The 26,506-nt window shown below is 55.1% G+C and carries 25 protein-coding genes; 8 read left to right on the top strand and 17 right to left on the bottom strand.

Translation table 11 applies throughout. The features are described 5' to 3' along the window. Nucleotides 1-3 precede the first annotated feature (3 nt). The 13 genes from mtnA to dksA all read right to left on the bottom strand — a co-directional run bounded on the left by mtnA (nucleotide 4) and on the right by dksA (nucleotide 15,692). Nucleotides 4-1,020: an S-methyl-5-thioribose-1-phosphate isomerase gene (gene mtnA, locus I9W95_RS14175; RefSeq protein ID WP_225676019.1), complete on the bottom strand. Its 1,017-nt coding sequence runs from the start codon at nucleotides 1,018-1,020 to the stop codon at nucleotides 4-6. 56 nt (nucleotides 1,021-1,076) lie between these two features. Further along, nucleotides 1,077-2,696: a methyl-accepting chemotaxis protein gene (locus tag I9W95_RS14170; protein WP_225676017.1), complete on the bottom strand. Its 1,620-nt coding sequence runs from the start codon at nucleotides 2,694-2,696 to the stop codon at nucleotides 1,077-1,079. 137 nt (nucleotides 2,697-2,833) lie between these two features. Further along, nucleotides 2,834-4,492: a glucose-6-phosphate isomerase gene (gene pgi / locus I9W95_RS14165; protein WP_225676015.1), complete on the bottom strand. Its 1,659-nt coding sequence runs from the start codon at nucleotides 4,490-4,492 to the stop codon at nucleotides 2,834-2,836. Nucleotides 4,493-4,622: 130 nt separating this feature from the next. Next, a complete protein-coding gene (panD, locus tag I9W95_RS14160) occupies nucleotides 4,623-5,003 on the bottom strand; it encodes an aspartate 1-decarboxylase (RefSeq protein ID WP_225676013.1) in 381 nt (126 codons plus the stop codon). Between the two features lie 118 nt (nucleotides 5,004-5,121). Beyond that, a complete protein-coding gene (panC, locus tag I9W95_RS14155; RefSeq protein WP_225676011.1) occupies nucleotides 5,122-5,973 on the bottom strand; it encodes a pantoate--beta-alanine ligase in 852 nt (283 codons plus the stop codon). Further along, a complete protein-coding gene (gene panB, locus I9W95_RS14150; protein WP_225676009.1) occupies nucleotides 5,970-6,779 on the bottom strand; it encodes a 3-methyl-2-oxobutanoate hydroxymethyltransferase in 810 nt (269 codons plus the stop codon). The genes panC and panB overlap by 4 nt, the downstream gene beginning before the upstream one ends. Before the next feature lie 65 nt (nucleotides 6,780-6,844). Then, nucleotides 6,845-7,339: a 2-amino-4-hydroxy-6-hydroxymethyldihydropteridine diphosphokinase gene (gene folK, locus I9W95_RS14145; protein ID WP_225676007.1), complete on the bottom strand. Its 495-nt coding sequence runs from the start codon at nucleotides 7,337-7,339 to the stop codon at nucleotides 6,845-6,847. A 7-nt stretch (nucleotides 7,340-7,346) separates the two neighbouring features. Beyond that, nucleotides 7,347-8,753 (bottom strand): polynucleotide adenylyltransferase PcnB, encoded by a 1,407-nt coding sequence (pcnB, locus tag I9W95_RS14140; RefSeq protein ID WP_225676005.1) that lies wholly within the window; start codon nucleotides 8,751-8,753, stop codon nucleotides 7,347-7,349. 1,012 nt (nucleotides 8,754-9,765) lie between these two features. Next, complete coding sequence (locus I9W95_RS14135; RefSeq protein ID WP_225676003.1) at nucleotides 9,766-11,166, bottom strand: sigma-54-dependent transcriptional regulator; 1,401 nt, start codon at nucleotides 11,164-11,166, stop codon at nucleotides 9,766-9,768. After that, nucleotides 11,163-14,096, bottom strand: coding sequence for an ATP-binding protein (locus I9W95_RS14130; RefSeq protein WP_318653618.1), 2,934 nt, complete (start codon nucleotides 14,094-14,096; stop codon nucleotides 11,163-11,165). Before I9W95_RS14130 ends, I9W95_RS14135 begins: the two co-directional genes overlap by 4 nt. Beyond that, entirely contained in the window at nucleotides 14,083-14,259 is a 177-nt protein-coding gene (locus tag I9W95_RS14125) for a hypothetical protein (RefSeq protein WP_225675999.1), read from the bottom strand. The genes I9W95_RS14130 and I9W95_RS14125 overlap by 14 nt, the downstream gene beginning before the upstream one ends. 48 nt (nucleotides 14,260-14,307) lie before the next feature. Next, nucleotides 14,308-15,210, bottom strand: a complete 903-nt coding sequence (gluQRS, locus tag I9W95_RS14120) for a tRNA glutamyl-Q(34) synthetase GluQRS (RefSeq protein WP_225675998.1) — start codon at nucleotides 15,208-15,210, stop codon at nucleotides 14,308-14,310. Nucleotides 15,211-15,257: 47 nt separating this feature from the next. Then, nucleotides 15,258-15,692, bottom strand: coding sequence for an RNA polymerase-binding protein DksA (dksA, locus tag I9W95_RS14115; RefSeq protein ID WP_225675996.1), 435 nt, complete (start codon nucleotides 15,690-15,692; stop codon nucleotides 15,258-15,260). A 217-nt stretch (nucleotides 15,693-15,909) separates the two neighbouring features. Here dksA and I9W95_RS14110 point away from each other — a divergent pair, with 217 nt between their 5' ends. Genes I9W95_RS14110 through I9W95_RS14100 form a run of 3 tightly spaced genes read left to right on the top strand, consistent with a single transcriptional unit; the run spans nucleotide 15,910 to nucleotide 18,045 of the window. Then, entirely contained in the window at nucleotides 15,910-17,091 is a 1,182-nt protein-coding gene (locus I9W95_RS14110) for a pyridoxal phosphate-dependent aminotransferase (protein WP_225675994.1), read from the top strand. After that, a complete protein-coding gene (gene sfsA, locus I9W95_RS14105; protein ID WP_225675992.1) occupies nucleotides 17,088-17,813 on the top strand; it encodes a DNA/RNA nuclease SfsA in 726 nt (241 codons plus the stop codon). Before I9W95_RS14110 ends, sfsA begins: the two co-directional genes overlap by 4 nt. A gap of 34 nt (nucleotides 17,814-17,847) precedes the next feature. After that, complete coding sequence (locus tag I9W95_RS14100) at nucleotides 17,848-18,045, top strand: hypothetical protein (RefSeq protein WP_225675990.1); 198 nt, start codon at nucleotides 17,848-17,850, stop codon at nucleotides 18,043-18,045. A 1-nt stretch (nucleotide 18,046) separates the two neighbouring features. Here the strand turns inward: I9W95_RS14100 and I9W95_RS14095 are convergent, their stop codons facing one another. Then, the gene (locus tag I9W95_RS14095) at nucleotides 18,047-18,364 is read right to left on the bottom strand and encodes a Rieske (2Fe-2S) protein (protein ID WP_225675989.1); all 318 of its coding nucleotides are present in this window, start codon (nucleotides 18,362-18,364) and stop codon (nucleotides 18,047-18,049) included. A 23-nt stretch (nucleotides 18,365-18,387) separates the two neighbouring features. Between I9W95_RS14095 and I9W95_RS14090 the strand changes: the two genes are divergently transcribed. Beyond that, a complete protein-coding gene (locus I9W95_RS14090) occupies nucleotides 18,388-19,383 on the top strand; it encodes a FecCD family ABC transporter permease (protein WP_225675987.1) in 996 nt (331 codons plus the stop codon). Then, nucleotides 19,374-20,135, top strand: coding sequence for an ABC transporter ATP-binding protein (locus I9W95_RS14085; RefSeq protein WP_225675985.1), 762 nt, complete (start codon nucleotides 19,374-19,376; stop codon nucleotides 20,133-20,135). The genes I9W95_RS14090 and I9W95_RS14085 overlap by 10 nt, the downstream gene beginning before the upstream one ends. Nucleotides 20,136-20,410: 275 nt before the next feature. Here I9W95_RS14085 and I9W95_RS14080 read toward each other — a convergent pair whose 3' ends face one another. Together I9W95_RS14080 and I9W95_RS14075 are read right to left on the bottom strand one after the other, a co-directional pair. After that, the gene (locus tag I9W95_RS14080; RefSeq protein ID WP_225675983.1) at nucleotides 20,411-21,208 is read right to left on the bottom strand and encodes a Crp/Fnr family transcriptional regulator; all 798 of its coding nucleotides are present in this window, start codon (nucleotides 21,206-21,208) and stop codon (nucleotides 20,411-20,413) included. A 165-nt stretch (nucleotides 21,209-21,373) separates the two neighbouring features. Further along, nucleotides 21,374-21,715 carry a pentapeptide repeat-containing protein gene (locus I9W95_RS14075; RefSeq protein ID WP_225675981.1) on the bottom strand — a complete coding sequence of 114 codons (342 nt, stop codon included), beginning with the start codon at nucleotides 21,713-21,715 and terminating at the stop codon, nucleotides 21,374-21,376. Nucleotides 21,716-21,789: 74 nt separating this feature from the next. Between I9W95_RS14075 and I9W95_RS14070 the strand changes: the two genes are divergently transcribed. Together I9W95_RS14070 and I9W95_RS14065 are read left to right on the top strand one after the other, a co-directional pair. Then, on the top strand, nucleotides 21,790-24,192 hold the full coding sequence (locus tag I9W95_RS14070; protein ID WP_225675978.1) for a DNA polymerase II: 2,403 nt from the start codon (nucleotides 21,790-21,792) through the stop codon (nucleotides 24,190-24,192). Nucleotides 24,193-24,246: 54 nt separating this feature from the next. Beyond that, the gene (locus I9W95_RS14065) at nucleotides 24,247-25,212 is read left to right on the top strand and encodes a magnesium transporter CorA family protein (protein ID WP_225675976.1); all 966 of its coding nucleotides are present in this window, start codon (nucleotides 24,247-24,249) and stop codon (nucleotides 25,210-25,212) included. Nucleotides 25,213-25,233: 21 nt separating this feature from the next. Here the strand turns inward: I9W95_RS14065 and I9W95_RS14060 are convergent, their stop codons facing one another. Beyond that, entirely contained in the window at nucleotides 25,234-26,184 is a 951-nt protein-coding gene (locus I9W95_RS14060; RefSeq protein ID WP_225675974.1) for a TIGR00341 family protein, read from the bottom strand. 78 nt (nucleotides 26,185-26,262) lie between these two features. Between I9W95_RS14060 and I9W95_RS14055 the strand changes: the two genes are divergently transcribed. Further along, on the top strand, nucleotides 26,263-26,472 hold the full coding sequence (locus I9W95_RS14055; RefSeq protein WP_225675972.1) for a hypothetical protein: 210 nt from the start codon (nucleotides 26,263-26,265) through the stop codon (nucleotides 26,470-26,472). The last annotated feature ends 34 nt before the right edge of the window (nucleotides 26,473-26,506 follow it).

The following is a 26,506-nucleotide window of genomic DNA, read 5'->3' as shown; positions in this document are numbered from 1 at the left end:
TCCTCAGCGAGCCAGCAGCAGTGCAACGCTTTCGGCGTCGGGCTGCATAATCAGACCTTTTTCGGTAGCAATCACATCGATCAGGCCTGCAGGCGTAACGTCGAAGGATGGGTTAATTGCCTTGCAACCCGCCGGAGCCACCGGGTGGCCAAACAGACTGGTTACTTCTTCCTGAGGGCGCTGTTCAATGGGAATGTCATCGCCACTGGCCAGAGAAGGATCAAAGGTGGTGGTGGGCGCGACCACCATGACATTAATGCCGTGGTGTTTAGCCAGTACTGCCAGACTGTAGGTACCGATTTTATTGGCCACATCACCGTTAGCGGTGATGCGGTCAGCACCGACGATAACCCAGTCGACTTTTTCGCGTTTGAACAGCTGTGCGGCAGCACCATCACAGACCAGCGATACCGGAATATTATCCTGCATCAGTTCCCAGGCGGTGAGGCGAGCGCCCTGCAGCCATGGGCGGGTCTCACCGGCATAAACCTGTGTCACCTTGTTATCGGCGTAAGCCGAGCGGATCACACCCAGTGCCGTGCCGTGGCCACCGGTTGCCAGTGCACCGGTATTACAGTGGGTATAAATCACGGCATTCTCGCCGATGACAGAAGCACCGAACTGACCCATGGCGAGGTTAGCGGCGATATCTTCTTCATGAATACGGCGTGCTTCGGCCACCAGAGCATGCGGGTCGTCGCTGCCAATACCTGCCATACGTTCCAGTGCCCAGAACAGGTTTACCGCGGTCGGACGGGATTCCGCCAGTACTTTGTAGGCGGCCTGCAGATCACGACCGGCCAGGGCATCCAGCGCATAGCCGTAGGCTGCTGCGATACCAATCGCAGGTGCGCCACGCACAACCATATCGCGGATGGCATCTGCAACGGCGCTGGCGGTGGTGTATTCGTGGACTTTGTGTTCATGCGGCAGCACCCGCTGATCCAGCAGGCGTAAGCTCTGGTGGTGCCATTCTATGGCGTGGAAAGAGGCGTTCGCGGAGCCGTGTGAAGCAGACATATTAGCCTTCCCGTTAAGTGCTCGGGGGAGCAGCGTTAAAAGGCGGCCATTTTATCCTAAACCTTGAACTCGTACACGATACTGCGCAGTTGTTCTGCCTGTTCGGCTAATTCTTCGGAGGCTTCGGAGGTGCGCGTTGCTTCGGCAACGGTATCTTCCGACACCTGATTGATACGCACGATATTGGCTGAGATCTCCGCTGCGACCTGGCTTTGTTCTTCAGCGGCAGTGGCGACCTGAGCGTTCATGGCGTTGATGGTTTCGACATGCTGCATAATGGTTTCCAGCGATGTCTGTGCTTCGCGTGACTGACCGACCACGCTTTCGGCATTGTGCTGGCTGGATTCCATTACCTGCACGGCGGCCTGCATGCTGCGGTTCAGCCGTTCGGTAATGCTCTGGATGTTGCTGGTGGTTTCTTCTGTGCGTCCGGCCAGGGTGCGAACTTCATCTGCGACTACGGCAAAGCCACGTCCCTGCTCACCGGCTCGTGCGGCTTCAATGGCGGCATTCAGCGCCAGCAGGTTGGTCTGTTCGGCAATATCCTGAATCGTTCGCGAGGCTTCGCCGATCTGTTTGCTTTCTTCCGCCAGCGCCTGAATGACTTCCCGTGCTTTCTGCACATCGCCCACCAGGGTGGTAATCGCCTGAATATTGGCAGTCATGGTTCGGCGGGATGCTTCCGCTTCTTCCGTTGCTTTGGCAGTAGCTTCGGCAGCGGCTTCGGCGCTTTCTGCTACCTCAGAGGCGGTGGCTGACATCTGATTGACGGCCGTGGCCACCATGCCGATTTCGGTTTGTTGCTGTTCAATGCCGCGGCGGGTTTTGGTGGCAATCGTCAGTACCTGTTCGGAGCCGCCGGATACCCCGATACTGAGGTTGGCCATGGCTCTGACCAACAGCTGCAGATGACTGATAAAGCCGTTGAAGTTCGCAACCAGCTGGCCGATCTCATCGGTTGCCCGGGTCTGCAGGCGAACTGTCAGATCACCCTTGCCGGTGGCCATGTCGCTCAGTGAGCTGACCAGGCGATTGATCATGCCGGTGATGACGCCGGAAATGTACCAGGCGGTTCCCTGCAGAATGGCAATCACCAGCAGAGCGATTGCCAGACCGACCTTCAGCATATTCTGACTTTGCTGGCTGGTGCTCTGAATCTGCTGTGAGAAGACCTGATAGTTGGTCTCACGCAGCTCATCGAGCAGGCTGCTGAAGGTATCGTAGGTTTTGTTGGCGTTCTGAGCCTTGGCTGCCAGCTGGGTAAAGTCGAGTGTGCCCTGAATCATGCCGGTGGCCATATCGTGGGCCGATTGCCAGTAAATACTGTATGCATTGCGTAGCTGTCGGACCCGCTGATTGCCATCAGGCTGCAGGGCTTCAATACGGCTTAGGGTGGTCTGCATCTGCTCATTCAGCGCTTCTGCATCAGTAACTCTGTCCTGATCCATATCGGCTACGGCATTGGCCAGCTCGTTACGCAGGCGAAACAGCAACAGTCCGCTGCGATCTATCTGTTCAGTCAGAGGAAAGGATACGTCTTCCATGTGCTTCAGACTGGATTCGATGTTCTGTTGAGCAAACACCGAGTAGCCAAGGTAGGCGACGAAGCCGATAGCGCCCGTGAGTGCGATGGCAAAAATCTTGTAACGTAAAGACAGTCCCTTGAAGGCACCCATATCATCGTCCTGATTGAGGTTAAATTGTTTCCTATCAGGAATAGACGAGGAATGTAGTCTTCTCAAGCCAGAAGAGATGATTGTCAGTCTTGAATAGTGCTTTTGGCCCGGCTGTACAAACAACCGGGCCGGCGGGATCAGAGCAGATTCTGCATCTGGTGGAAGGCACGCACCAGGCCGTTAGTGGAACCATCGAAATGCTGCGGTATTTTTTGCGACTCCAGTGCATCCAGTACCTTGTTGCCCAGCTGTTTACCCAGTTCAACGCCCCATTGATCGAAGGAGTTTACCCCCCAGATCATGCCCTGAGCGGCGACTTTATGTTCGTACAGTGCAATCAGTGCACCGACGGTCTGAGGCTTGGCTTTCGGGAAGTACAGCGTGTTACTCGGGCGATTGCCGGGAATCACTTTCTGTGGTGCCAGCACGATGGCTTCAGCCTTGCTCATGCCGGAAGCAACCAGCTCTTCAATTGCCTCTTCCTCCGATTTGCCCTGCAGCAGTGCCTGACTCTGACTGAGGCAGTTGGATACCAGCATGGCATGGAAGTTATCAATCGGGTTGTGGCTGCACATCGGCATGATGAAATCAGCCGGAGAGAAATGGGTGCCCTGGTGCAACAGCTGGTGGAAGGCGTGCTGACCGTTGGTGCCGACGCCACCCCAGATGATCGGACCGGTGTTGTAATCAACCGGGTTCCCATCAAGGGTGATGGACTTACCGTTACTTTCCATGTCGAGCTGCTGCAGGTGAGCCGGCAGGGTACGCAGATAGTGGTCGTACGGCAGAATGGCGTGTGAGTTCACACCAAAGAAGTTTACATACCAGACACCAAGCAGGGCCATGATGACGGGCATATTCTGTTCCAGCGGCGCAGTGCGGAAGTGCTCATCCATCTCGAAGGCACCGCGCAGCAGGTCGCGGAAATTATCAATACCAATGGCCAGTGCCAGCGGCAAACCGATGGCCGACCACAGCGAGTAACGTCCGCCAACCCAGTCCCACATAGGGAAGATGTTCTCTTCGGCAATACCGAATGCTTTGGCTTTCTCGACGTTTGAAGAGACTGCGGTGAAGTGCTTCGGCAGATCGCTTTCCTCACCGCCGTTGTCGAGAAACCACTGTCGACAGGCCAGCGCATTTTTCAGGGTTTCCTGCGTGCCGAAGGACTTGGACTGAATAATAAACAGCGTGGTCGATGGGTCCAGACGCTTGAGAATTTCAGTGATATGCGAGCCGTCGATATTGGCCAGATAATGAATGTTCAGGCGGCTGTCCCAGTATGGTTTGAGCGCACCTGAAGCCAGCTTCGGACCAAGGAAAGAACCGCCGATACCAATGGAAACCACATCGGTAAAAGGTTTGTTGGAATAGCCACGCCACTGATTACGGCGGATTTTCCAGCAGAACTCTTCCATGCGGCGCACTGTGTCGCGAATTTCCGGCATGATGTCCTGGCCGTCTACGACAATCGCTCGATCACTGAAGTTACGCAGGGCGGTATGCAATGCCGGCCGCTTCTCACTGCGGTTGATGGCTTCACCCGTGAACATAGCATTGATCTGCTGAGGCAGGTTGCGGACTCGGGCCAGCTGCATCAGCAGATTCATGCTGTCGTCGTTGATACGGTTCTTGGAGTAGTCCAGTGTCAGCCCGGCTGCGGTCACATTGAAGCGTTCGAAACGGTTGAGGTCAGCAGCGAACCAGTCGCGCATGTGCTGATCTTTGATGTCCTGATAGTGTGACTGCAGGGATTTCCAGATATCCAGTTGGGTCAGGCTGCCGGGGATGGCCATGAGCGTTCCTTGATGTAGCGTATGCGTCAGATGGTGATAATGGCTGAGTATACGGTATGGGCAAAAGCAGGCCAAAAAAAACGCCGCACTGTGATGACAGAGCGGCGTTTTTCAATGATTCAGCAAGCGATCAGGCAACCTGAACCGGAATATCAAAACTGGTGTGGCTGACGGTGTTGTCGGCGTTGATGTACACCATCTTTGGTTTGAAGGTTGCCAGCTCGCTCTCATCATAGTTGCCGTAAGCACAGATGATGATGCGATCGCCAACATCCGCCATGTGAGCAGCCGCGCCGTTCACAGAGATGATGCCAGAACCATCTTCACCACGGATGATGTAGGTGGTGAAACGCTTGCCGTTATCGATGTTGTAAATCTGGATCTGTTCAAACTCACGCATTCCCGCGAGATCCAGCAACTTGCCGTCAATGGCACAAGAGCCTTCGTAGTTCAGCACGGCGTGGGTAACACGAGCCTGGTGCAGCTTGGCTTTGAGCATGATGGATTGCATGGTAAACCCTTTCTTGAGTGTTCGGACGACTCTTCGCCTGCGGACTCAGTCCGCAGAGGCGGAATTGTTCACTTATTGCCCATTCGGGCATAAGGCGGCGCAGTATGCCTGAATCAGATTAGTGATTCAACGCCACCTGAATATTATCAATCAGGCGTGCCGGACCAAGGAAAGCCGCGCCCAGAATGACGACTTCCCGGTCGTCTGCGGTCGCCGGAGCCAGGTCGGAAACCCGACGGATTTCGAGGTAGTCGGTACGGAATCCGCGGCTATCAAGACGTTTACGCGCAGCGCTGAGCAGCTCGGTGATATCTTTGCCGGCACTTAAATCGTCGCCGATTTCATTCAGTGTCTGATACAAGCCGGTCGCCAGCTGGCGCTCGTCGGCGCTCAGATAGCCATTGCGTGAGCTCAGTGCCAGACCATCTTCGGCACGTTTGGTCGGTACCGCAACGATAGTAATCGGCATACACAGGTCGGCCACCATTTTGCGGATCACGGCAACCTGCTGAAAATCTTTCTGGCCGAAAAACGCCATATCAGGTTGTACCTGATTGAACAGTTTGGTGACGACTGTGGATACGCCATCAAAGTGTCCCGGACGACTGCCGCCACACAGACCATCGGATACTACCGGCACATGCACAATGCTCTGCTCGTCCTGACCATTGGGGTACATCTCATTGACGTCCGGAGCAAACAGCAGATCACACTCGGCCGCTGCCAGCTTTTCCTGGTCCTGTGGCAGAGTGCGTGGGTAGCGTGCGAGGTCATCTTTATCGTTGAACTGCAGTGGGTTCACAAAAATGCTGGATACCGTAAAGCAGTCTTCCGCGCGGCTGCGTTCGATCAGGCTGATATGGCCTGCATGCAGGTTACCCATGGTCGGCACGAAACCGATTTTACGCCCGGCCTGACGCGCAGCACGGACGTGCTCGCGCAGCTCAGCAATGGTATGAACGGTAATCATGATGCGAAACCGTGCTCCTCACCCGGAAAGGTGCCGGCTTTAACTTCCTCGACGTAGGCAGCGAAGGCTTGCTGTACGTTACGGCCATCAGCCATAAAGTTTTTAACGAACTTTGGCGTGCGGCCGGTATTCAGACCGAGCATATCGTGCATGACCAGTACCTGGGCGTCAGTTGCTGCGCCGGCACCAATACCAATAACCGGAACGTTAACCGCCTGGGTGATGCGCTCGGCCAATGCATTCGGTACGCATTCGAGCAGCAGAATATCGGCACCGGCATCGGCCAGTGCGCGTGAGTGCTCTACCATGGCATCGGCAGCCGCTTCATCACGGCCCTGAACACGGTAGCCGCCAAATTTGTTCACCGATTGCGGCGTCAGACCCAGATGGGCACACACAGGCACGCCCTGACGAGACAGCGCTTCAACCAGCGGTACCAGCCAGTCGTCGCCTTCAAGTTTAACCATCTGAGCACCTGCCTGCATAACAGCGCGAGCGCTTTCCAGACCTTGCTCAACGGTGCCATAGCTCATAAACGGCAGGTCGGTCATGATCAGTGCAGGACGTGCAGCGCGGCGGTTACCACGGGCAACAGACGCTGTGTGATAGGCCATATCGGCAACGGTAACAGGCAGTGTGCTGTCGTGTCCCTGCAGAACATTCCCCAGAGAATCTCCGACCAGCAGAACTTCAACGCCAGCGTCTGCCGCCAACTGGGCAAAGGTCGCGTCGTAGGCGGTCAGGACAGTAAATTTTTCCTGCTGCTCTTTCATATTTTGCAGCGTGCGGATACTGATGGGACTCATGGTCAACCTCCGGTTTACAGCCGCCGGGCGGCATCATTCTGGGAGCGTATGGTGCGGATTGGTAGTTATAAGTCAACTGAAAGTGCGCCGATACGGTGCAATTCACCCCCAAACTCCGGCTCCAGCTCAGCGATGGCGGTGCCATCGGGCAGATGCAGGCCGGGGGCAATTTCCCTTAGCGGCTCCACCACAAAGCTGCGTTTGTGCAGTTCTTTGTGGGGGATAGTCAGTCGGTCACTATCCATAGTGAGTGATCCGTAAAGTAACAGATCAAGATCAATACAGCGTTCACCCCAATGACGGCGTTTGATACGTCCTTGCTGTTGTTCCTGGCTTTGCAGGGCATCGAGCAAAGCCATGGGTTCCAGCTGGGTGTTGATTTCAGCAACAGCATTCACATAGTCGGGCTGATCTTCCGGACCAAGCGGGCGACTGCCATACAGGGATGATACCCGCACCAATGCTGTCTGCGGCAGGGCTGATAAAGCCTGCAGCGCCAGCTCAAGCTGGTGCACAGGATCATCAATATTGGCCCCTAAACCGATGTAACAGCAGGTCATGGCTGAATCAGTTGCCGCTTGGTGGACGGCGGTTGCGCTTGCGCGGTGGACGGCGACGACGACGGCCACCGTCATTGCGGCTGTCGTTGTCTGAACGTTCTTCCCGGAAGCTGCTGCGGCTTGGCACCAGATCCGGGTTCTGTTCCTGCAGGCGGGTCCAGAACGCACCAATGCCTTTCAGGTCTTCACCGGATTGCTCGCGCAGCAGGACAAAGTCATAAGCAGCGCGGAAACGCGGATGTGTGAGTAACTCGGTTACCTTGCGGCTGTTGGTTTTCGCCAGACGTAACTGCAGCTCCCAGATTTCGCGCATCGGAATGGCCAGGCGCTTCGGAATAGCTGTGCTCTGCAATTGCTGCGACATCACCCGGTCTGCGGCTTTTTGCATCGCCGGATGCGCAGCCAGGCCGGCGGCTTCGAATTCGTCTTTGACCCGCAGCAGTGGTGGCCACATTAATGACGCCATAAAGAAATACGGTGTTACCGATTTACCCGCGCGAATACGGGTGTCGGTGTTACGCATGGTATTTTCAACCATCGCCAGTGCCAGCGGGTCGTCACGCAGACATTGCTCGGTGGCCGGGAATAAGGCGCCAAACAGGTTGTATTCGCGTAGCAGGCGTAGTGTTTCCAGTGCCTGGCCGTGCAGGAACAGTTTCAGAACTTCTTCAAACAGTCGTGCTGCCGGAATCTGCTCCAGCAGTGGTGCCATCACCGGGATAGGTTCTGCTGTATAAGCTTCGATTGAGAATCCCAGCTTGGCGGCGAAGCGTACGGCACGCAGCATACGCACAGGGTCTTCGCGGTAACGGGTTTCCGGGTCACCAATCAGACGCAGACGTTTATTGTTCAGGTCATCCCAGCCACCGGCATAGGCATGCACACTGAAATCGGCAATGTCGTAGTACAAGGCGTTGACTGTAAAGTCGCGACGCATCGCGTCTTCATCTTTATTGCCGTAAACATTGTCGCGCAGGATCATGCCCTGATCGCCGGTAGCAGCGATTTTGGTCGAATGTTCATCCGTCGGCGGTGCGCGGAAGGTCGCGACTTCGATCACCTCGCGACCGTAAACCACATGCACCAGTTTAAAACGACGGCCAATCAGGCGGGAGTTACGGAACAGTGCATTAACCTGTTCCGGAGTGGCGTTGGTCGCCACGTCAAAATCTTTAGGGTTCAGACCCAGCAGTGTGTCGCGCACGCCACCACCGACCAGCAGAGCCTGGTAGCCGGCTTTATTCAGGCGATAGAGAACCTTCAGTGCGCTTTCACTGATGTTGCTGCGGCTGATGCTGTGCTCGTCGCGCGGGATAATGCGCAATTCGACTTTTTCAGAACGGGATTTCCGTCCGGACAGGCGTTTCAGGCCTGCGCCCAGCTCTTTTACGGTATTCGAAAGTGATTTGATCAAGGTTTAGCCGTTTACAAATAATGCAAGGTCTGGCGAACAAGCGGGCGAGTGTACCGGGTAGGGTGGTAAACAGGCAAACAAAAAGCCGCACTGGGCGGCTTTTATGGGAGATCCATGTCGTTCTCACTGCTTACTGTGGTGAACCGACTGTTTTGAATAAACAGGCTCCCGCCCTTTATTTTTCTTATTGTTCACAGCTGGTTGGCTGTGTATTCAAAACAGTTTGTTCATATCCAGACCTGTTGTTTTTATTGTTATGTCAGGTCGTAACCGGGCTTTGTTATTTTTATTGTTGCCCGGTATCAGGTTGCGGCGCGTTTTTATTTTTATTGTTCGCTGCGTCCTGTATGTCTGTACTATTGCAGTCGCCGTGCCAGTTTTTGAAAATCCTTTAAAAACAATGGGTTATGGTTTTTATGCCGGGTTTCGTAACCCTTTGTTCGACTAAAGTGTTACCTGGTGTGGGGTGTCTGGTAACAGTTTTTGTTTCTGGGTAACAGTGTGTAACACAATTGGCTGTAATGGGTTTTTCCGTGAGTATGACGCAATTGGTCTGAATGTGTTGGCATGAAACCAGACAGGTTCGAGATAACAGGCAAGTAAGTGACAGAGAGGCTTTGAACAGAGGGAGTAGAGCGTAAGGGAGAGAAGAAAGAGGATTGCTTTGCCGGCTGTTGCTGTCGGCAAAGCAATCATCTGTCAGTGAGTCGGGGCTTATTATTGTTATTGTGAACTCAGAGCCGCGCTTTTTATTTTTATTGTTCCGGCTTTGCACTCTGTTTTTTATTTTTATTTTTTAGAGCGCATTTCTTATTGCTTTAGGAACTATATAGCGAATGCCGTGCCATCTTTTGGGGTTTCAGTAAATTCCTTTAAAATCAAAGGCTTGTGGGGGTTCTTGGGTTGTGACCCGGGAAGTCTTCGACTTAGGTGTTACTGCAGGTGGCGGTATATGACCGAAATTGAGGGTAAAGTGTAACCTTGCGGTTACACTTTCGTTACACAGGGTGTGTTACTTGCTGCCTTTTTTACGTGGGATGCCAAGACGCTGACGGCGTTCCCACAGGCTCTTACGAGAGATGCCCAGCTTGCGCGCCAGGTCGGTCTCCGTCATGTTCTGTTCGTTTTCCAGAACGAAGTGCACAAAATAGTCGTCCAAAGATAGGTCGCCCTGCTGTTGCTGGCCAGTATTTGGCACGTATTGTTCAGTCTGAACCAGGTTGTCGCGCATGCTCTGACTGATATAGCGGTCTGGTGATACGTCGATACCCAGAATACTGGCCGGGATTTCGTCGTCGTCGGCGAGAATGACTGCCCGTTCGACGGCGTTTTCCAGCTCCCGTACGTTACCTGGCCATTGATACTGGCTGATGGCCTGCAATGCATCGTCGGTGAAGTGCATGGTCGACAGCTGCATCTTGTTGCAGGCACGCGAAAGCATCGCTTCGGCAATCTCGACCACATCGTTACCGCGTTCACGCAGTGGCGGCAGGTGCAGTTCTACAACGTTGAGGCGGTAATAGAGGTCTTCACGGAAGTCACCACGGGAAGCCATCTCTTTCAGGTTACGGTGTGTAGCCGCGACCAGGCGAACATCCACTTTCTTGCTTTGTACCGAGCCCACACGGCGGATTTCGCCTTCCTGCAGTACCCGTAACAGGCGTGCCTGAGCTTCCAGTGGCAGCTCACCAATTTCATCAAGAAACAGGGTGCCGCCATCGGCCGCTTCAATCAGGCCCTGACGCATGGCGTTGGCACCGGTGAAGGCGCCTTTTTCATGGCCAAATAATTCGGACTCGATCAGGGTTTCCGGAATTGCCGCGCAGTTCACTGAAATAATCGGTGCCTGCTGGCGGCGGCTCTGCTCGTGCAGGGCACGGGCAACCAGTTCTTTACCGGTACCGGATTCACCCAGAATCAGGACGGTGGCGTCGGTCGGAGCTACTTTGCTGATTTTCTTGAACAGCAGCAGCATCGGTTCACAGCTGCCGATAATGCCGTTGTGCGGATATTCTTTATTTACTTCTGCTTTAAGAGCCGTACTACTGGCCGGTTTATGGCTGAGTTTGGACTCGGTCAGAATACGCTTCACCGCCTGCGCCATTTCTTCGTGATCGAAGGGTTTGGCGATGTAATCCACTGCGCCCATCTTCATGGCGTCAACGGCAGAACGCAGGCTGGCATAACTGGTCATGATCAGCACCGGGGTATCACCGGCCAGTTCTACCAGGTCAGTGCCCTGGCCGCCGGGCAGTCGCAGGTCGCTGATGATCAGATCAAAACTGGTGAGATCCTGCTGTTTCGCCGCATCAATAGAATCCACATCCGTTACCTCATAGTTGTGACGCTGCAGCAGGCGGCGCACGGACTGACGGATAATGGCTTCGTCTTCAACAACCAGAATATGGCTCATACTGCGGGTTCCGGATCTTCATTGGATTGATAGCTTGGCAGGCTGACTTTAACACAAGTGCCACGTTCAGCGGCGACCGGACTTTCGATCGCGATATGGCCGTAGTGTTCTTCAATGATGTTGTACACCAGTGATAACCCGAGGCCAGTGCCTTTACCGACTTCTTTGGTGGTGAAAAAGGGCTCGAAAATGCGGTCGAGTTTGTCCTTTTCTATTCCGTGCCCTTCGTCGATCACGCGGATTACGATCTGGTGTTCGTCGGCACTGGAGCTGACGGTAATCTTCTGGCCAGCTTCGCTGGCATCGCGTGCATTACTTAGCAGGTTAACGAACACCTGCACCAGTCGCTGCGGATCGCCCAGTACCAGAGTGGAGTTGTCACACTGGTTAACGAACTCAATGTCCTGACTGCGTTTGCTCAGGCGTAACAGCTGCATGGCCTCTTCCACTACGTGAGCAATGGCCACCGGTTCATGCTCGGTGCTGTGATTGCCAGCATGGGCGAAGTTCATCAGTGATTGCAGGATGCGGGATACGCGCTTGGTCTGCTCCTGAATCTGTCCTGCAATTTCCAGCAGTTCCGGGTTTTCGGTTTCGTAGCGGATGTTCTGTGCCAGACAGTCGATACCGGTAATCGGGTTGCCGATTTCATGGGCCACACCAGCGGCCAGACGGCCAATGGACGCCAGGCGTTCGCTGTGGATCAGTTCTTCTTCCAGCATCTGGGTTTCGGTCTGATCTTCCATCAGTACCACGATCCCGCCGGGCTGGCTGCCACTGGCTTTGATCACTGACTTATGCAGGCTGTACCAGCGTGGGCGGCCATCGATATCAATCTGCTTTTTATGTTCATGCATCGACTCGCTTTGCACAAAGGTTTGCAGCAGACCAGACCAGGTCGAGGGCAGACGGCTCAGGTGTGCGCCGGTGACCTGCAATGCCTGAATGCCGGTCAGTTCGGTCATGGCCTGGTTCCACATCAGGATTTCCCCATCGTCGGCCAGTGAGCAAACGCCCATGGGCAGACGCTCCAGCGTCTGTCTGTGGTAGCGGCGCAGGTTATCCAGCTCGCCGGCCAGACCACTGAGGCGGTCGTGGAAGCCTTCCAGTCGTTGTTCAATCTGATAGATGTCTTCGCTCAGTTCGGCATTTTCCTGGAACGGCAGGTAACGGGTCACAATATCGTGAGCCACCGTTGGTCCCATCAGACCGGAGAGGTTGGCTTCCAGCCGGGCGCGCAGGCGGCGCAGAGCGTATGGGCGATCCTCATAGGAAGGCAGATCCAGATCGGTCAGCGCCTGATAAACCTCGCGCTCGGCGACGTAACGTCCCAGGGGTTTACTGAGGGCGGTGATGACATCGTTGGAGTTACCAGCAATCAGCGGACGCCGGCTCGGACGTGACAGGGTATCAATGGAACAGGCATCCGCGGCGGAAATCTCGGAAGCCTTCTGTTTGGTCGACAGACTGACCACCACAAATAACAGCACGTTAAGGCCAATAGCGGTCACGGCAGCCAGGTGCCAGTTGCTTTCATCCACAGCGGGCATGGTGAACGGCGGATTCCAGCCCATGCGTGCAGCCGAGAAGGGCAGCAGCATGCCGTACAGCCAGGCAACGATGCCAACGATCAGGCCGGAGAGAAAGCCTTTACGGTTGGATTTAGGCCAGTACAGCAAGCCCAGAACACCGGGCAGGAACTGCAGAGCGGCAACGAAGGCGAGAATCCCCAGGCGATTCAGGTCGAGGTCGACGCCGAGCAAACGGTAGAAGGTGTAGGCCAGCAACAGGATGCCGGCAATCAGAGCGCGGCGCATCCACAGCAACCAGCGGTAGAAATCGTGGCGCGGGCTGGGTTTGTGGAAAGGCAATACCAGATGATTGAGGAACATAGCGGCGGTGGCCAGCGTCATCACAATCATCACCCCGGAGGCGGCTGCCAGGCCACCAAGGAAGGTAATCATTACCAGTAAGGGCGATTGCAGCTGCAGACCGATGCCCAGGGCAAAGTATTCCGGTGGTGTATCAACTTCGAGATACACACCGGCCCACAGAATTGGCGGCACGGCGATACTCATCAGCAAAAGGAATAACGGAAAGCCCCAGCTGGCGGGTTTCAGCGCATCGGTGTTGATGTTTTCGGTAAAGGTCACATGAAACATGTGTGGCATAACGATAGCGGCGGCAAAAAACACGATCAGCAGGGTGCGCCATGGCCCTTCCTGCAGGGTTATCTGCTGGTTCACCAACAGCGCCTGATTGTCGGTCAGCCATTGCTCCAGTCCGCCGACTTGCGGAAATACGCCGAACAGCACGACACCACCCAGAATCAGGATGGCGACCAGTTTCACCAGAGATTCAAACGCCAGGGCAAACACCAGACCTTCGTGCTTCTCGCGCGGTGACACATGGCGTGCACCGAACAGTACCGCGAACAGCACCATCACCATACAGAAGCCGAATGCCAGTGTGGTGGCCGGCCAGTCGCCATTCAGCAGGTGCAGGGTATCGGCCACCGCCGATATCTGCAGGGTCAGCATCGGAATGATGACGGCCAGAGTGAAAATGGATACCAGCATACCTGCCAGGCGACTGCGGTAACGGAAGGCGAGCAGGTCCGCCAGCGAACTCAACTGATAAATGCGGGTAATGTGCAGCAGTGGGCGCAACAGAATCGGCGACATGATAAAGGCGCCGGAAATACCGAGGTAATAGGCCAGAAAACCATAGCCATAATGGCTGGCCATGCCCACTGAACCGTAAAACGCCCAGGCACTGGCGTATACCCCGAGCGAGAAAACGTACACCAGTGGATGGCGTACCCAGCGCCGCGGAACCCAGCCTCGTTCAACGGCGTAGGCGGTAAAAAACAGGGTAAACAGATAGCCGAGAACGATCAGTCCCAGCTGGCCAAGACTAAAGCTCATCATCACCCCGCTTACGGGTCAGCCAGATATGAAAACCGATCAGAAAGAACCAGATTGCAAACGGGTCGTACCAGGCACCTTTGTCGTCCAGCCACCAGTCCATCATCATCGGTGAGAAAAGGTAAAGCACAACCAGTAACGCCAGTCCCAGGCGGTAATCGTACATAGTGTTATGCGGCTACGTAGTGAAAGCGCCAAGGGTAGCACAAAGTTGTCAGACCTCTGAGGCCTGACGCAGATAGCCCTGCGGCGCAGGTAGTGCCTGAATGCCAGCCAGTGCAGCAGGTTGCCAGTGCTGCACTGCCCAGTTAAGCAGTTCCTCCGGGGCACTGCCAGACAGCGACTGTGGCGGCTGTTGCCGTAGCCAGCTGAGAGCGGTGAACAGGGTTTGTTCGCGGCCTTCGCGCTGCAGGGCACGCGCCAGATTCTGTTTGCTAAGCTTCTGGCCGTTTTGCTCCAGTGCTACCGGAATATGCGCATAGTGCGGAATATCAGCGCCGAGTGCCCGGTACAGCAGTCCCTGGCGGGCAGTGGAGTCGATCAGATCAATGCCACGGACAATGTGGGTAATGTTCTGGTCGATATCATCCGTCACCACCGCCAGCTGATACGACCACGGGCCGTCACGACGTTTCAGTATGAAGTCACCTATGTCTGCCAGGTTCTCCTGCCAGTCGCCCTGCAACTGGTCGTTAAAACGGAAATCACCAGAGGGGCAGAGAAAGCGCCAGGCAATATCACTGCTGGCGTTGCACAGGCAGTTACCATGATGCGGCTGGCCGGCCAGCTGTTTGCGTGAACACTGGCAGGGAAAAGCCAGTTGCTGGCGTTGCAGTTGCTGCAGCCTCGCCTGATAGGCCTCGCCACGCTGGCTCTGGTAGCGCACGTCACCATCCCAGTGCAGGCCATAGTCGTCGAGAATCTGCAGAATGCGCGCAGCGGCGGCAGGATCTTCGCGTGGTGGATCAAGGTCTTCGATACGCACCAGCCAGCGGCCGTGATTCGCGCGGGCATCGAGATAACTGGCTAACGCGGCGAGCAAAGAGCCGAAGTGCAGAGGGCCGGTGGGGGATGGGGCAAAGCGCCCGATGTAGGCGGTGGTTTCTGAGGAAGTCATATCAGCGCAGAAACAATAAGGGGATGCAGAAGCATCCCCCGGAGACGTTAAACGCCCAGCTGCTTTTCTTTAATTTCAGCCAGGGTTTTGCAGTCGATGCACAGGTCGGCAGTCGGACGTGCTTCCAGACGGCGAATGCCAATCTCAACGCCACAGGCTTTACAGAAGCCGTAATCGCCTTTGTCGATCAGGTCGAGGGTTTTCTCGATTTTCTTGATCAGTTTGCGCTCGCGATCACGGGTACGCAGTTCCAGGCTGAATTCTTCTTCCTGGCTGGCACGGTCGTTAGGGTCCGCGTAGTTGTTGAGTTCAGTCTGCATATGCTCTTTGGTGCGATCCACCTCTTCCATAAGCTCCTGTTTCCAGGCGCGCAGGATATTGGCGAAGTGCTCCTCTTGAGCCTCGTTCATGTACTCTTCGTCCTTGCCCATTTCATATGGGGTGAAATTGGACAGTGCAAATTCTTTATTTTCTTGCGGCATCGCTTTACTGCCTCACCTTCAGATCCGGCTTGCACCGGGGTCGGTCCCTGAGCTCTGGCGGGAAAACAGTGCTCCACACCAAGGCCCCAAAAATTAATAAGCCCGGGAAACTATCAGATAACCTGCCGGTCGCCAACTATTTATAAGCTCTTTTATTGATGCCAGTCGACCATCTGGCACAATAGGGCGCTTTAGCCCACACCGATGCTGCCTCCGTATGTCTGCTGACCTCCCTCAATCTGTTTCTTCCGGTAACACTTCCCGCGCTCGTGACGTGCGTCCTTTTCAGGTAATGGCCATTCTGGCCGAAGCTCAGGCGCTGCAAGCGGCTGGTCGGGACATTATTCATCTGGAAGTCGGCGAGCCCGATTTCCCCACGCCTGAGCCGATGATCGAAGCCGCTGTCCGCGCATTGCGAGCGGGTAAAACCGGCTACACCCCGGCGCTGGGCTTGCCGCAACTGCGAGAGAAAATTGCGGATTATTACCAGCAGCGTTTTGATGTGGACCTCAGTCCACAGCGTATCGTGCTGGCACCCGGAGCATCGGGCGCCTTATTGCTGCTCACCGCTGCTCGTCTGGATGTGGGGCAGAAACTGATGCTGGCGGATCCGGGCTACCCTTGTAATCGTCACTTTGCCCGGGTGTTTGAAGGCCATGGTCAGTTGATTCCGTGTGGCCCGCAGCAGCGCTATCAGCTGACCGCAGACAATGTTCGCCAGCACTGGACAGCAGAGACCCGGGCTGCGCTGGTGGCGTCACCGGCCAACCCGACCGGCACGGTATTAAGCCCGCAGGAACTGCTTGGCCTGGCTGAGGCGGTGCGCGAGCAACAGGGTGAATTGTGGGTGGATGAGATCTACCAGGGGCTGAACTACACAGGCGATGCGCATAGCGTACTGTCGGTGGCCGATGATGCCGTGGTACTGAACAGCTTTTCCAAGTTCTTTGGCATGACCGGCTGGCGCCTGGGCTGGTGCGTGGTACCGGAAAGCTGGGTGCCGACCATGGATACCCTGGCGCAGAATCTGTTTCTGGCGCCGCCGACGCCAGCGCAATATGCAGCTCTGGCGGCGTTTGAGCCAGAAACCATGGCGATTCTTGAACAGCGCCGGCAGGAGCTGCAGCAGCGGCGTGAATACCTGCTGACGGTATTACCGCAACTGGGCTTTGTTATTCCGGTGCAGCCTGACGGTGCCTTCTATATATATGCCGATGCCAGCCGCTTTACCGATGACAGCCTGAGTTTCTGTTCACGGGTGCTGAATGAAACCGGCGTGGCCGTTACTCCCGGGGTTGATTTTGGCGACTTTGAAGCCAGTACCCATGTGCGTTTTGCCTTTACCACGCGCCTTGAACGTCTGCAGGAAGCCGTGGATCGTTTGCGGGAGTGGTTATGAATTACGATGCGCCACTGGTTAGCGGCCGCTTACTGCGCCGCTATAAGCGGTTTCTGGCTGACATCCAGCTTGATGATGGCCGCGAAGTGACCGCTCACTGTCCGAATACCGGCTCCATGAAACACTGTGCCGACCCGGATAGCCGGGTGTGGCTGTGGGACAGTAACAACCCCAAGCGCAAGTATCAGCTGACCTGGGAATGGGTCGAAGTCGATGACCAATACCGGGCTTGTGTGAATACCGCTCGCGCCAATGCGCTGGTGGCTGAGGCGCTGGAAGCTCAGCGTATTCCCGAACTGGCGGGTAACTATCAGATAAAACGCGAACCGAAAGTGGCCGATGGCCGACTCGATTTTCTGTTGGAAGAAGACGGCGAGGCGCGGGTATATATCGAAGTTAAAAGCGTCACTCTGCTGAGTGAAAGCGAGTCGGGTCTGGGCCGTTTTCCCGATGCGGTTACCGAGCGAGGGCTGAAACACCTGCGCCGCCTGCAGGCGTTAAAAGAGCAGGGCTACCGAGCAGTGTTATTGTTCTGTGTGCCGCACGAGGGCATTGAGCGGGTACAGGCGGCAGCAGCCATAGATCCGGTTTATGCCCGTGCACTGGATGAAGTTGCCGCTGCCGGTGTAGAAGTGCTCGCTTACCGGGTATCGTTCAGTGAGTGGGGCATGCAGCTTGATCGGGCTATTCCGGTGCTGCTGAATGCGCCGGTTGCCGACTGAGCCTCGGACCGTAAATAAACAGGATAGTTACATAATGAAAGCCATCAAACGCAATCTGCTGATTTTACTGATCGGTGCGCTGCTGGGCGCCTGGCTGGGCTCCAACTGGATTCGTGATCGCGACCTGCTGGCCAACCCGTTTAAAGAAGACACCGTGATGGATAAGTTGCGTCACTCCGGCTCTGGTTTGCTCGACAGCGGTAAAGACGCGCTGCACAAACTGACCAACTGAGTCACAGCCTGATCAGAATCTGACCGTCGCGGATTTCATGCTTGATGGCGGTCAGCGACTGGCCGGTGCAGGGGCCGGAGATACATTCGCCACTGTCGATCAGAAATAATGCACCGTGCATGGCACACTGAATCAGGCAGCCATCGGAATCGAGAAACTGATCCGGCATCCACTCCAGATTGATCCCCAGATGCGGGCACTCATTGCGGAACACCGACCAGCGCCCCTGATGATGAACGACAAACAGCGCGACGCCATCGACCTCAAAGCCCTTACTCTTTCCTTCCTCAATGTCACTGGTGTGGCACAATGGGCGCATTTCAACTCCGGGTTAACTGACTGATGAACCAATTATTGCGCGGCAAGCATATCCTGCTGCTGTGCCTGCTGCTACCGCCTGTTTGTCTGGCACTGGCCATTGTTAGTGGCAGTCAGCCGCTTGAGTGGTTGTTCAGTACTGACATTGGCCAGACGGTGCTGTGGCAGATCCGCCTGCCGCGGGTGTTTATGGCGTTTCTCATCGGTGCATCGCTGGCCGGTGCCGGGGTGCTGATTCAGGGCGTTGTGCGTAACCCGCTGGCCGACCCCGGTCTGATTGGTGTCTCCGGCGGTGCTGCGGTCGGTGCCGCGCTGTTTGTTGTGCTGACTGCTGCGGGGCTGACACTGCCGTTCTGGGGGCAGTCGCTGATGGCTTTTGTTGGCGGCTTTGCTGCGCTGATGGTGGTGATGCGGCTGGGTTTTTCCGGTTCGTCATTACAGGCGATGAGTTTTCTGATTCTGGCGGGCATCGCCGTCAATGTGATGGCCAGTGCACTGATTGGCCTGCTGTCTTACGTCGCCACTGATGATGCCCTGCGCCAGATTACCTTCTGGTCGCTGGGCAGTCTGGCTGCTGCTGACTGGCACTGGGTCATTGCTATGAGCCTGCTGCTGCTGGCGGCCTGCTTTTATTGGCCGACCCGTCTGCGTGCTCTGGATGCCTTGTTGCTGGGCGATGTCGAGGCGCGCTCCATGGGGGTGTCGGTTGGCCGTATGCAGCTGATCGTTGTGATTTGGGTGGCTTTGCTGGTAGCGCTGTCGGTGTCGGCCAGTGGTGTCATTGGCTTTGTCGGCCTGATCAGCCCACACCTGGCGCGACTGCTGACCGGTGCATCACACCGGCGGGTGATGCCGCTGGCGGTGGTATTGGGCGGCTGTTTGCTGGTGGCGGCGGATACGCTGTCGCGTACTTTGATAGCTCCGGCAGAGCTGCCGATCGGTATCGTCACCACGCTGCTGGGGGCGCCGCTGTTTATTGCTCTGATGATGCGTGAGAAAAGGCGACTGGCATGGCAGTAAATCCGGTAATTGAAACCCGTGGACTGACTCTTCAGGTGCGTGATGCGGCTGTCGTCGGCGATATCAGTGTGCGTTTTCAGGCGGGAGAGCTGGTCATGCTGGTGGGCCCGAATGGCGCCGGTAAATCGACCCTGCTGCGCATGCTGGCGGGTCAGCAGCAGCCAAGCCGTGGTGGGCTGTTGTTTGCCGGGCGCAGCAGTCGGAGCATGCGCCGTGACGAGTGGGCAAGGCATATCACTTATGTTCCGCAGTTGTCGGCCCTGAGCTTTCCGCTCAGTGTTGAGGAGGTGGTGTCGCTGGGAGGGATGGCGCATGGTCGTTCTGTGGTGGCGCTGCGTCAGCAGGTACAGGAGGCGCTGAGGTTATGGGAAATTGACTATCTCGCCCGGCGCGATGTGCGTTTGTTATCGGGTGGTGAACAACAGCGCTGCCAGTTAGCGCGCAGTTGGGTACAGGTTCAGCAGGAAGGATCGGCGTTGTGGCTGTTGGACGAACCGCTCAGCGCGCTGGATTTGCGTCATCAGCAGCAGTGCATGGCCCGGGTGCGGGAGCTCACTGCTGCCGGTAAAACCGTGGTGATGGTGGTGCACGATCTGAATCTGGCACGTCGTCACGCGGATCGGGTGGTATTGATGGGGTGTGGCCGGGTGGTCGCTGACGGGGCGGCAACCGAGGTTCTTACGGCACGGCAGGTGGCAGATACCTTTCGTCTGGACATTGAACTGGATGGCGATTATCTGCGCTGGCGCTGATTGCCCCCAAAAAAAAGCGCCCCTCACTCTTCAGAAGAAGGGAGGGGCAAAGCAACCGTGATTAGCTTGATGAGAGAGATCACCATCCTGACTGAGAGCACCAGGATGCTGAACACCGGCGTTATCTCTAACGTCGATATGCAAACAATAATGATTCGCATTAGATGAGTCAAGAATAATTCTCATTTAATTTTCATATTCTCCTGTGCGGCCACTCGGGCATAAAAAACGCCGCGTAAAGCGGCGTTCTTGCTGGGGAGTGAAACGATTACGGATCAGCCTTGTGGGGTTTCACCCTTGTCGATCAGTTGCTGGTTGAGGATGGAAATCCGTCGCGCCAGGTTTTCAATCAGGTTCACTGCCGCTTTTGGCTGGGCTTCAATCAGCAGCACGAAATCCTTTTGTGGTACCGCCATAATGGTGCAGGGGGTACGGGCAATCACGGTGGCGGAACGGGGTTCACCGGTAAATACCGCCATGGCACCGAATACTTCTTCTTCGCCGATATCGCCGACTTTCATGCCATCGACGAAGACGTCTGCTTCACCGCTGATGATGGTGTATACATGCTCAGCCGGATCCCCCTGCTGGATGATGACATCGCCGGGCTGCATATTCTGGAAACCTGCGGTCGGACGTACCTGGTCTTTATACAGGTCGGCCAGGTAGTTCAGCATCATGGCATTCAGACACACCAGCAGGTGGCTCCAGTAATGCTGGCGACGCTTATCGGAATAGACGTGACGCAGGAAATGGTCACGGCTGATCGGGATCAGTTCCACATACTCGTCGGTACGCAGAACTGGTGTCGGCATATCAAATGACTGGTGAATACCAATCAGGTCGCCTTCATCAAAACTCAATAAATTCTGACCGTTCTTGCTCAGATGGATCATGCCATCCTGAACAAGAAACAACTGATCGCGGTCGAACAGTTCATACAGGTCATCGACGCCTTCCAGAGAGACTGGCGTTCCTTCGATCTCAAAGTCTTCCAGCAGCACGCGGACGAGTTGTCCCACCCTGTTACGCAGTTGCTCGATAGATTCTGATGGCTTGCCATTCAGATACATGGTTATTCCCCCAACAGTTGCCTCTGCGGGCAATCGATCAGTAATCCAAGAATGTACCGTAAAAACAGGCGGTCTTGAATAAGCAGCGGACAGCTATTTAAGCGGACGCTTTGATCCATGTGCGGAAACTGGGCAATCCGTCACGTTTGGCCCGGCAGGAATGATTCAGTGGCTGTGGCGGATACGAATGCCGTGGCTCACCGACAGCAGAATTTCCTGCGCAGATATGTCTGGCGGAAAGTAACAGCCGCTGATTTTTGCATCGGCCAGGCTGACACCATCCATCCGGCAGCCACGGAAGTCGATGCCACGCAGATCTGAGCCGCGGAAGTAGGCATCGGTAAGATCGGTATCCCGCAGTTCAATGTTGCGCAGGTCCAGTCCGCGCAGGTCAGCACCACGCAGGTCACATTGCCGGCCCTGCGCCCGGGCCTGATTAAAGCCCTGTATGTCATCGTCACGCAGCATCTGATACAGCGGGTCCTGACTGATTATTGGCGTTGGCATGATGAGATTCGTCTGCTGTCGGGTTAGACTCGCAGCCTCCTTTTTATGGCTATTTACTGAGTATAGAGCAGCTGATGACAAACGCCTTTCTGCTGACCAGCAGCTGGCACGATGATGACCAGGGCACGCTGCTGACCTTCTGGTGGCACACGGCTCTGGGGCCGCTGCGTCAGCAGATCAGGCAGCCAGCCATCTGCTTTATTGATGTCAGTGATACTGAGCGCGCGCGTGCCTGCGCAGCGATGCTGAACTGGCCCATAGACATCCGTGAGGTTGGCCTGCGTCGCTTCAGTGGCGAGCCTGCTGCTGCCTGCTATTTGCCTTCGGCGTACCTTTATCGCTGGCGCGATGTATTGCAGGAACAGGGCATCATTTGCCGCGAGCTGGATATCCGTCCCACCGATCGCTATCTGATGGAGCGTTTCGTTTATGGCTTTTGTCAGCTGGACGGTGAATTCAGCGAGGCGCCAGGGGGGCGGTACCAGACATTGTCTGAAGGGCGGATGCGCGCTATCGGTCGTGATGATTCACTGCCGCCATTGAAAATTCTGTCGCTGGATATCGAAACCTCGTTTCCGCGCAAAGGTCAGCCTGACCGGCTATTTTCAGTGGGATTCTACGCTCCGGATTTTCAGCGGGTACTGATGATCGGTAATGCAGCACAAACCGGCGAAGACTTACAACTGGTCGAAGATGAACGTGAGCTTCTGCTGCGCACACTGTCGCTGATTGCAGAATATGATCCGGATGTGATTATCGGCTGGAACGTGGTGCAGTTCGATTTTGAATTCCTGCGCCGTAAATACCTTGAACATGATATTCCGTTTGTCTGTGGGCGTGACGGCAGTGAGCTGCAGTGGCGTCAGAGTGCCAATAATCCCGATCGGATTTATATGCATATTGCTGGCAGGGTGGTGCTGGACGGAATTGAATTACTGCGTAATGCCACCTTTCAGTTTGAGAGTTTTGCGCTGGATGATGTGGCCACGCATTTTCTGCAGGAAGGCAAGTTGCTGCACGGTGAACAGCGGGCGGACGATATTGAATATCTGTTTGCTCACGATAAACCGGCGCTTGCGGCTTACAACCTGAAAGACTGTGAACTGGTGTGGCGCATTTTTGTAAAAGCCGACCTGATGAATTTTGCCATTGAGCGCTCGCATATGACTGGCCTGCTGATGGATCGTATGGGCGGTTCGGTGGCGGCATTCGAAAATCTGTATCTGCCGCGTTTGCATCGCGCAGGCTATGTCGCTCCCAATATCGGTGAAGGCTATCACGAGCAGAAAAGCCCGGGTGGCTATGTGATGGATTCTCGTCCGGGGTTATTCGAGCACGTTCTGGTGCTGGACTTTAAAAGCCTGTATCCGTCGATTATCCGCACGTTCAAAATTGACCCGATGGGTTTGAGTGAAGGTATGGCATTACCGACGTCGTCGGTCGACACTCAACAAGCTGTGCCGGGCTTCTTTGGTGGACGCTTCAGTCAGGAAAAACATATTCTGCCTGAGCTGATCCGTATGCTTGGGGAAAAGCGCGAGCTGGCGAAAAAGGCCGGCAATAAAGCCCTCAGTCAGGCGATTAAAGTCATTATGGCATCCTGCTATGGCGTGCTCGGCTCCGATGGCTGTCGCTTTTACGATACGCGTTTATCCAGCTCTATTACCAAGCGCGGACATGAAATAATTCTGCAGAGTTCGCAATGGATTCGCGAACAGGGCTACGACGTTATTTACGGTGATACCGATTCCGTATTCGTCTGGCTGAAGCGCAGTGTTGCGGATGATGAAGCGGATGCCATTGGCAAACAGTTAATCGCCGGCCTGAACCAGTGGTGGGCAGAACAGCTGCAACAGCGTTTCGCCATTACCAGTTACCTGGAAATGGAATACGAAACCCATTACCGGCGCTTCTTTATGCCCTCTATTCGCGGCGAAGAAACCGGCAGTAAGAAACGCTATGCCGGTCTGATCAGTCATGCAGATGGTTCCGCGGAAATAATATTCAAAGGGCTGGAAGCGGTACGCAGTGACTGGACACCACTGGCGCGGGCATTTCAGCGTGAATTGTATCGGCGGATCTTTGTTGGTGAAGCCTATGGCGACTGGCTGCGGGCTGAAGTCAGAAGCCTGCTTAATGGTGAAAAAGACGATCAGCTGATTTACCGTAAGCGGCTGAGACGCCCGCTGAGTGCGTATCAGAAAAATATTCCCCCGCATGCTCAGGCGGCTGCCCGACTGGAGCAATGGCTGGATATGAAAGGTTTGCCTGCCCGATTTGCACTGCGTGGCGGCTGGATTGAATATCGCATTACGGTTAACGGCCCGGAGCCGGTATGGCCGGATGGCAGCAGTGGCAGTGCAGCGGACTATACCCATTATCTGGAAAAGCAGATCCGGCCAACGGCTGATTCTGTTTTTCAGTTCACCGGCGATGATTTTATTGCGCTTGCCGGACTGCAGCTTTCTCTGTTTTAGTAGTACGACAATAGAAGATTCTTACTCATTTTTGACCAACAGGCGGAGGCCTTCGTGATCAGAACGCTCAGGGTTGATGGCCGTGGTGAATGCACCCGCGGTGGTGAAGAACAGATCGCGCTGTGGCAACAGGACAGTGACAGTCGCATCTGGATTGATTTATGCGGTGGTGACCCGCAGGCCGAAGAACAGACGTTGCTGGCGCTGGGCTGCCACCCGCTGGCGGTTAAGGATGCTTTAAGGGAACGGCATCCGCCTAAACTGGAAGAATTTCCGGATTTCACCTTTATTCTGTATCGCGGTATCGCCCATTTTGATGATGAGCTGAATCACCAGGGGCAACCAATCGCCTTTTTCGTTGGCCAGCGCTGTCTGATTACCCGTCATCCACAAAGCGCACGCAGTATCGAACGTTTATATTCGGAAGACGGTGAGCACTTTCTGGCAAAGGGCAGTACCTTTCTTGCGTTGCGTATTATGCATCTGTCGGCGGGTATTTATCTGGACAACCTGCTGGCATTTGAAGCGTTGCTCAGTGATCTGGAAGATAATCTGTTGCAGGGTGGCAACGACCAGCACATGCGTGAGCTGGTGGCTTATCGTTCGCGTCTGGTGAAATTGCGGCGCATGTTTAACTACCATAAAAACATTACCGATGAGCTGCGTGCGGGGGAGTATCAGATGTTCCCGGAGGAAGAATCGCTGTCGCATGTGATTACCGATCTGCACGATCGTTTTGAACGGTTACACAGTCTGGCGCAGATGTTTTACGAACTGTGTGGTGATCTGGTAGATGCCTATATCTCTATTACCTCGCACCAGCTGAACAGTACCATGCGGGTACTGACGGTGATTACTGCGATCTTTGTACCGCTGAGTTTTCTCGCCGGTCTGTACGGCATGAACTTCGACTATATTCCGGAACTGAAAATCGAGAATGGCTATTTTATTCTGTTAGGGGTGATGGGCGTTCTGTCTGTGGCGCTGATCTGGATGTTTCGTCGCATGCGCTGGCTGTAATCGCCAGCGCAATGGCCGCTGTCAGTTAAATGCGGGCATGTGATCGACGAGAAAAACCAGCAGGCCCAGCCAGAAAATCAGGCCGATGGAAAATACCAGGCGTGAAATACGCTGAAATTTTTCTTCACGTGGCTGGATGCCTTTCAGGCGCATGGTTAACTGAGCGGTAAAGTTCACCGATGCGATGTTGACGGCCAGCAGGGATAACGCGCCCAGCGCTGCCTGCCATTGCTCTGTGCCCAGCATAATGCCAAGGGTTACCGTCGGTGGCAGTAACGCCACGGCGACCATCACACCAACCAGCACCGACGATACGCCGGTGGTAATGGACAGAGCGGCAGCCGCTCCGGATGCCAGTGCCAGCGCCATCGAGGACAGGCCAACATGGGTACGGCTGATTAATTCGTCGGTCATGGTCAGATTGGGATAGACCATACCGATGACATAGGAAATCGCCAGGGCGAGAAAAACGCCAGTGAACAGTGTGCCCAGCGCCCGGCGAACTTCTTTAATATGCCCCAGTGTCGTCGCCATCGACAGCGCCAGGTTTGGTCCCAGCAGGGGCGCAATCACCATAGCGCCGATGATCACGGCCACGTTATTTTCGATCAGGCCGATGGCTGCCACGATGGTCGACAGAATCACCAGCATAATGAAATGCCAGTCCAGATGGCTGTCGGCACTCAGGCGGTTGTAGAGTGACTCCCGGGTCATGGCCGACTTTTTCTGGCTTTCATTGGGTAAGGAAATTTCCAGTGGATACACCAGCACGCGGAAATTGTTTTTACCTTCCATCAGTCCCTGAATCTGATCCAGAACCTTTTGCGATTTTTCATTGCCTAGCAGAATTTTGATGACAACCTGATTGTCACGCTGACCACTGATCCAGACGTCGCTGACTTCATTGCGGCGCGCCAGGCGAAGGATGTCATCCTCGCTGGAGGCCGGTGCGACGGCTTCAATTACCAACATAGTGTTCTCCTGAACTCCTGAGTACGCAGCATAAAAAAAGGCTGCCGTAGCAGCCTTTTATACCAGCAGGGATTAGAAATGATAGCCCATACCGAGGTGAATGCCGTCGGTGTTGCCAGCGTCGTCGTTCTGCAGCTGATAATCCGCTTTGAAAACAACATTTTCGTGTGGGAAATAGCTGACGCCGATGTCGGTCTGAGCGGCGTTCAGATCTTCCTGCAGCGACCAGTTGCTCTGGGGGTTCTACCCCGTTTTCACGGACAGTTTAATAAAACACTAAATCTCTGATCTTGTGCTGCCAGTCTACGTCTCATTCTCGGGT

It is taken from the genome of Thalassolituus marinus, assembly GCF_020320395.1.
GTDB lineage: Bacteria > Pseudomonadota > Gammaproteobacteria > Pseudomonadales > Oceanobacteraceae > Venatoribacter > Venatoribacter marinus.
This window is presented reverse-complemented; position numbering and strand designations above follow the sequence as displayed.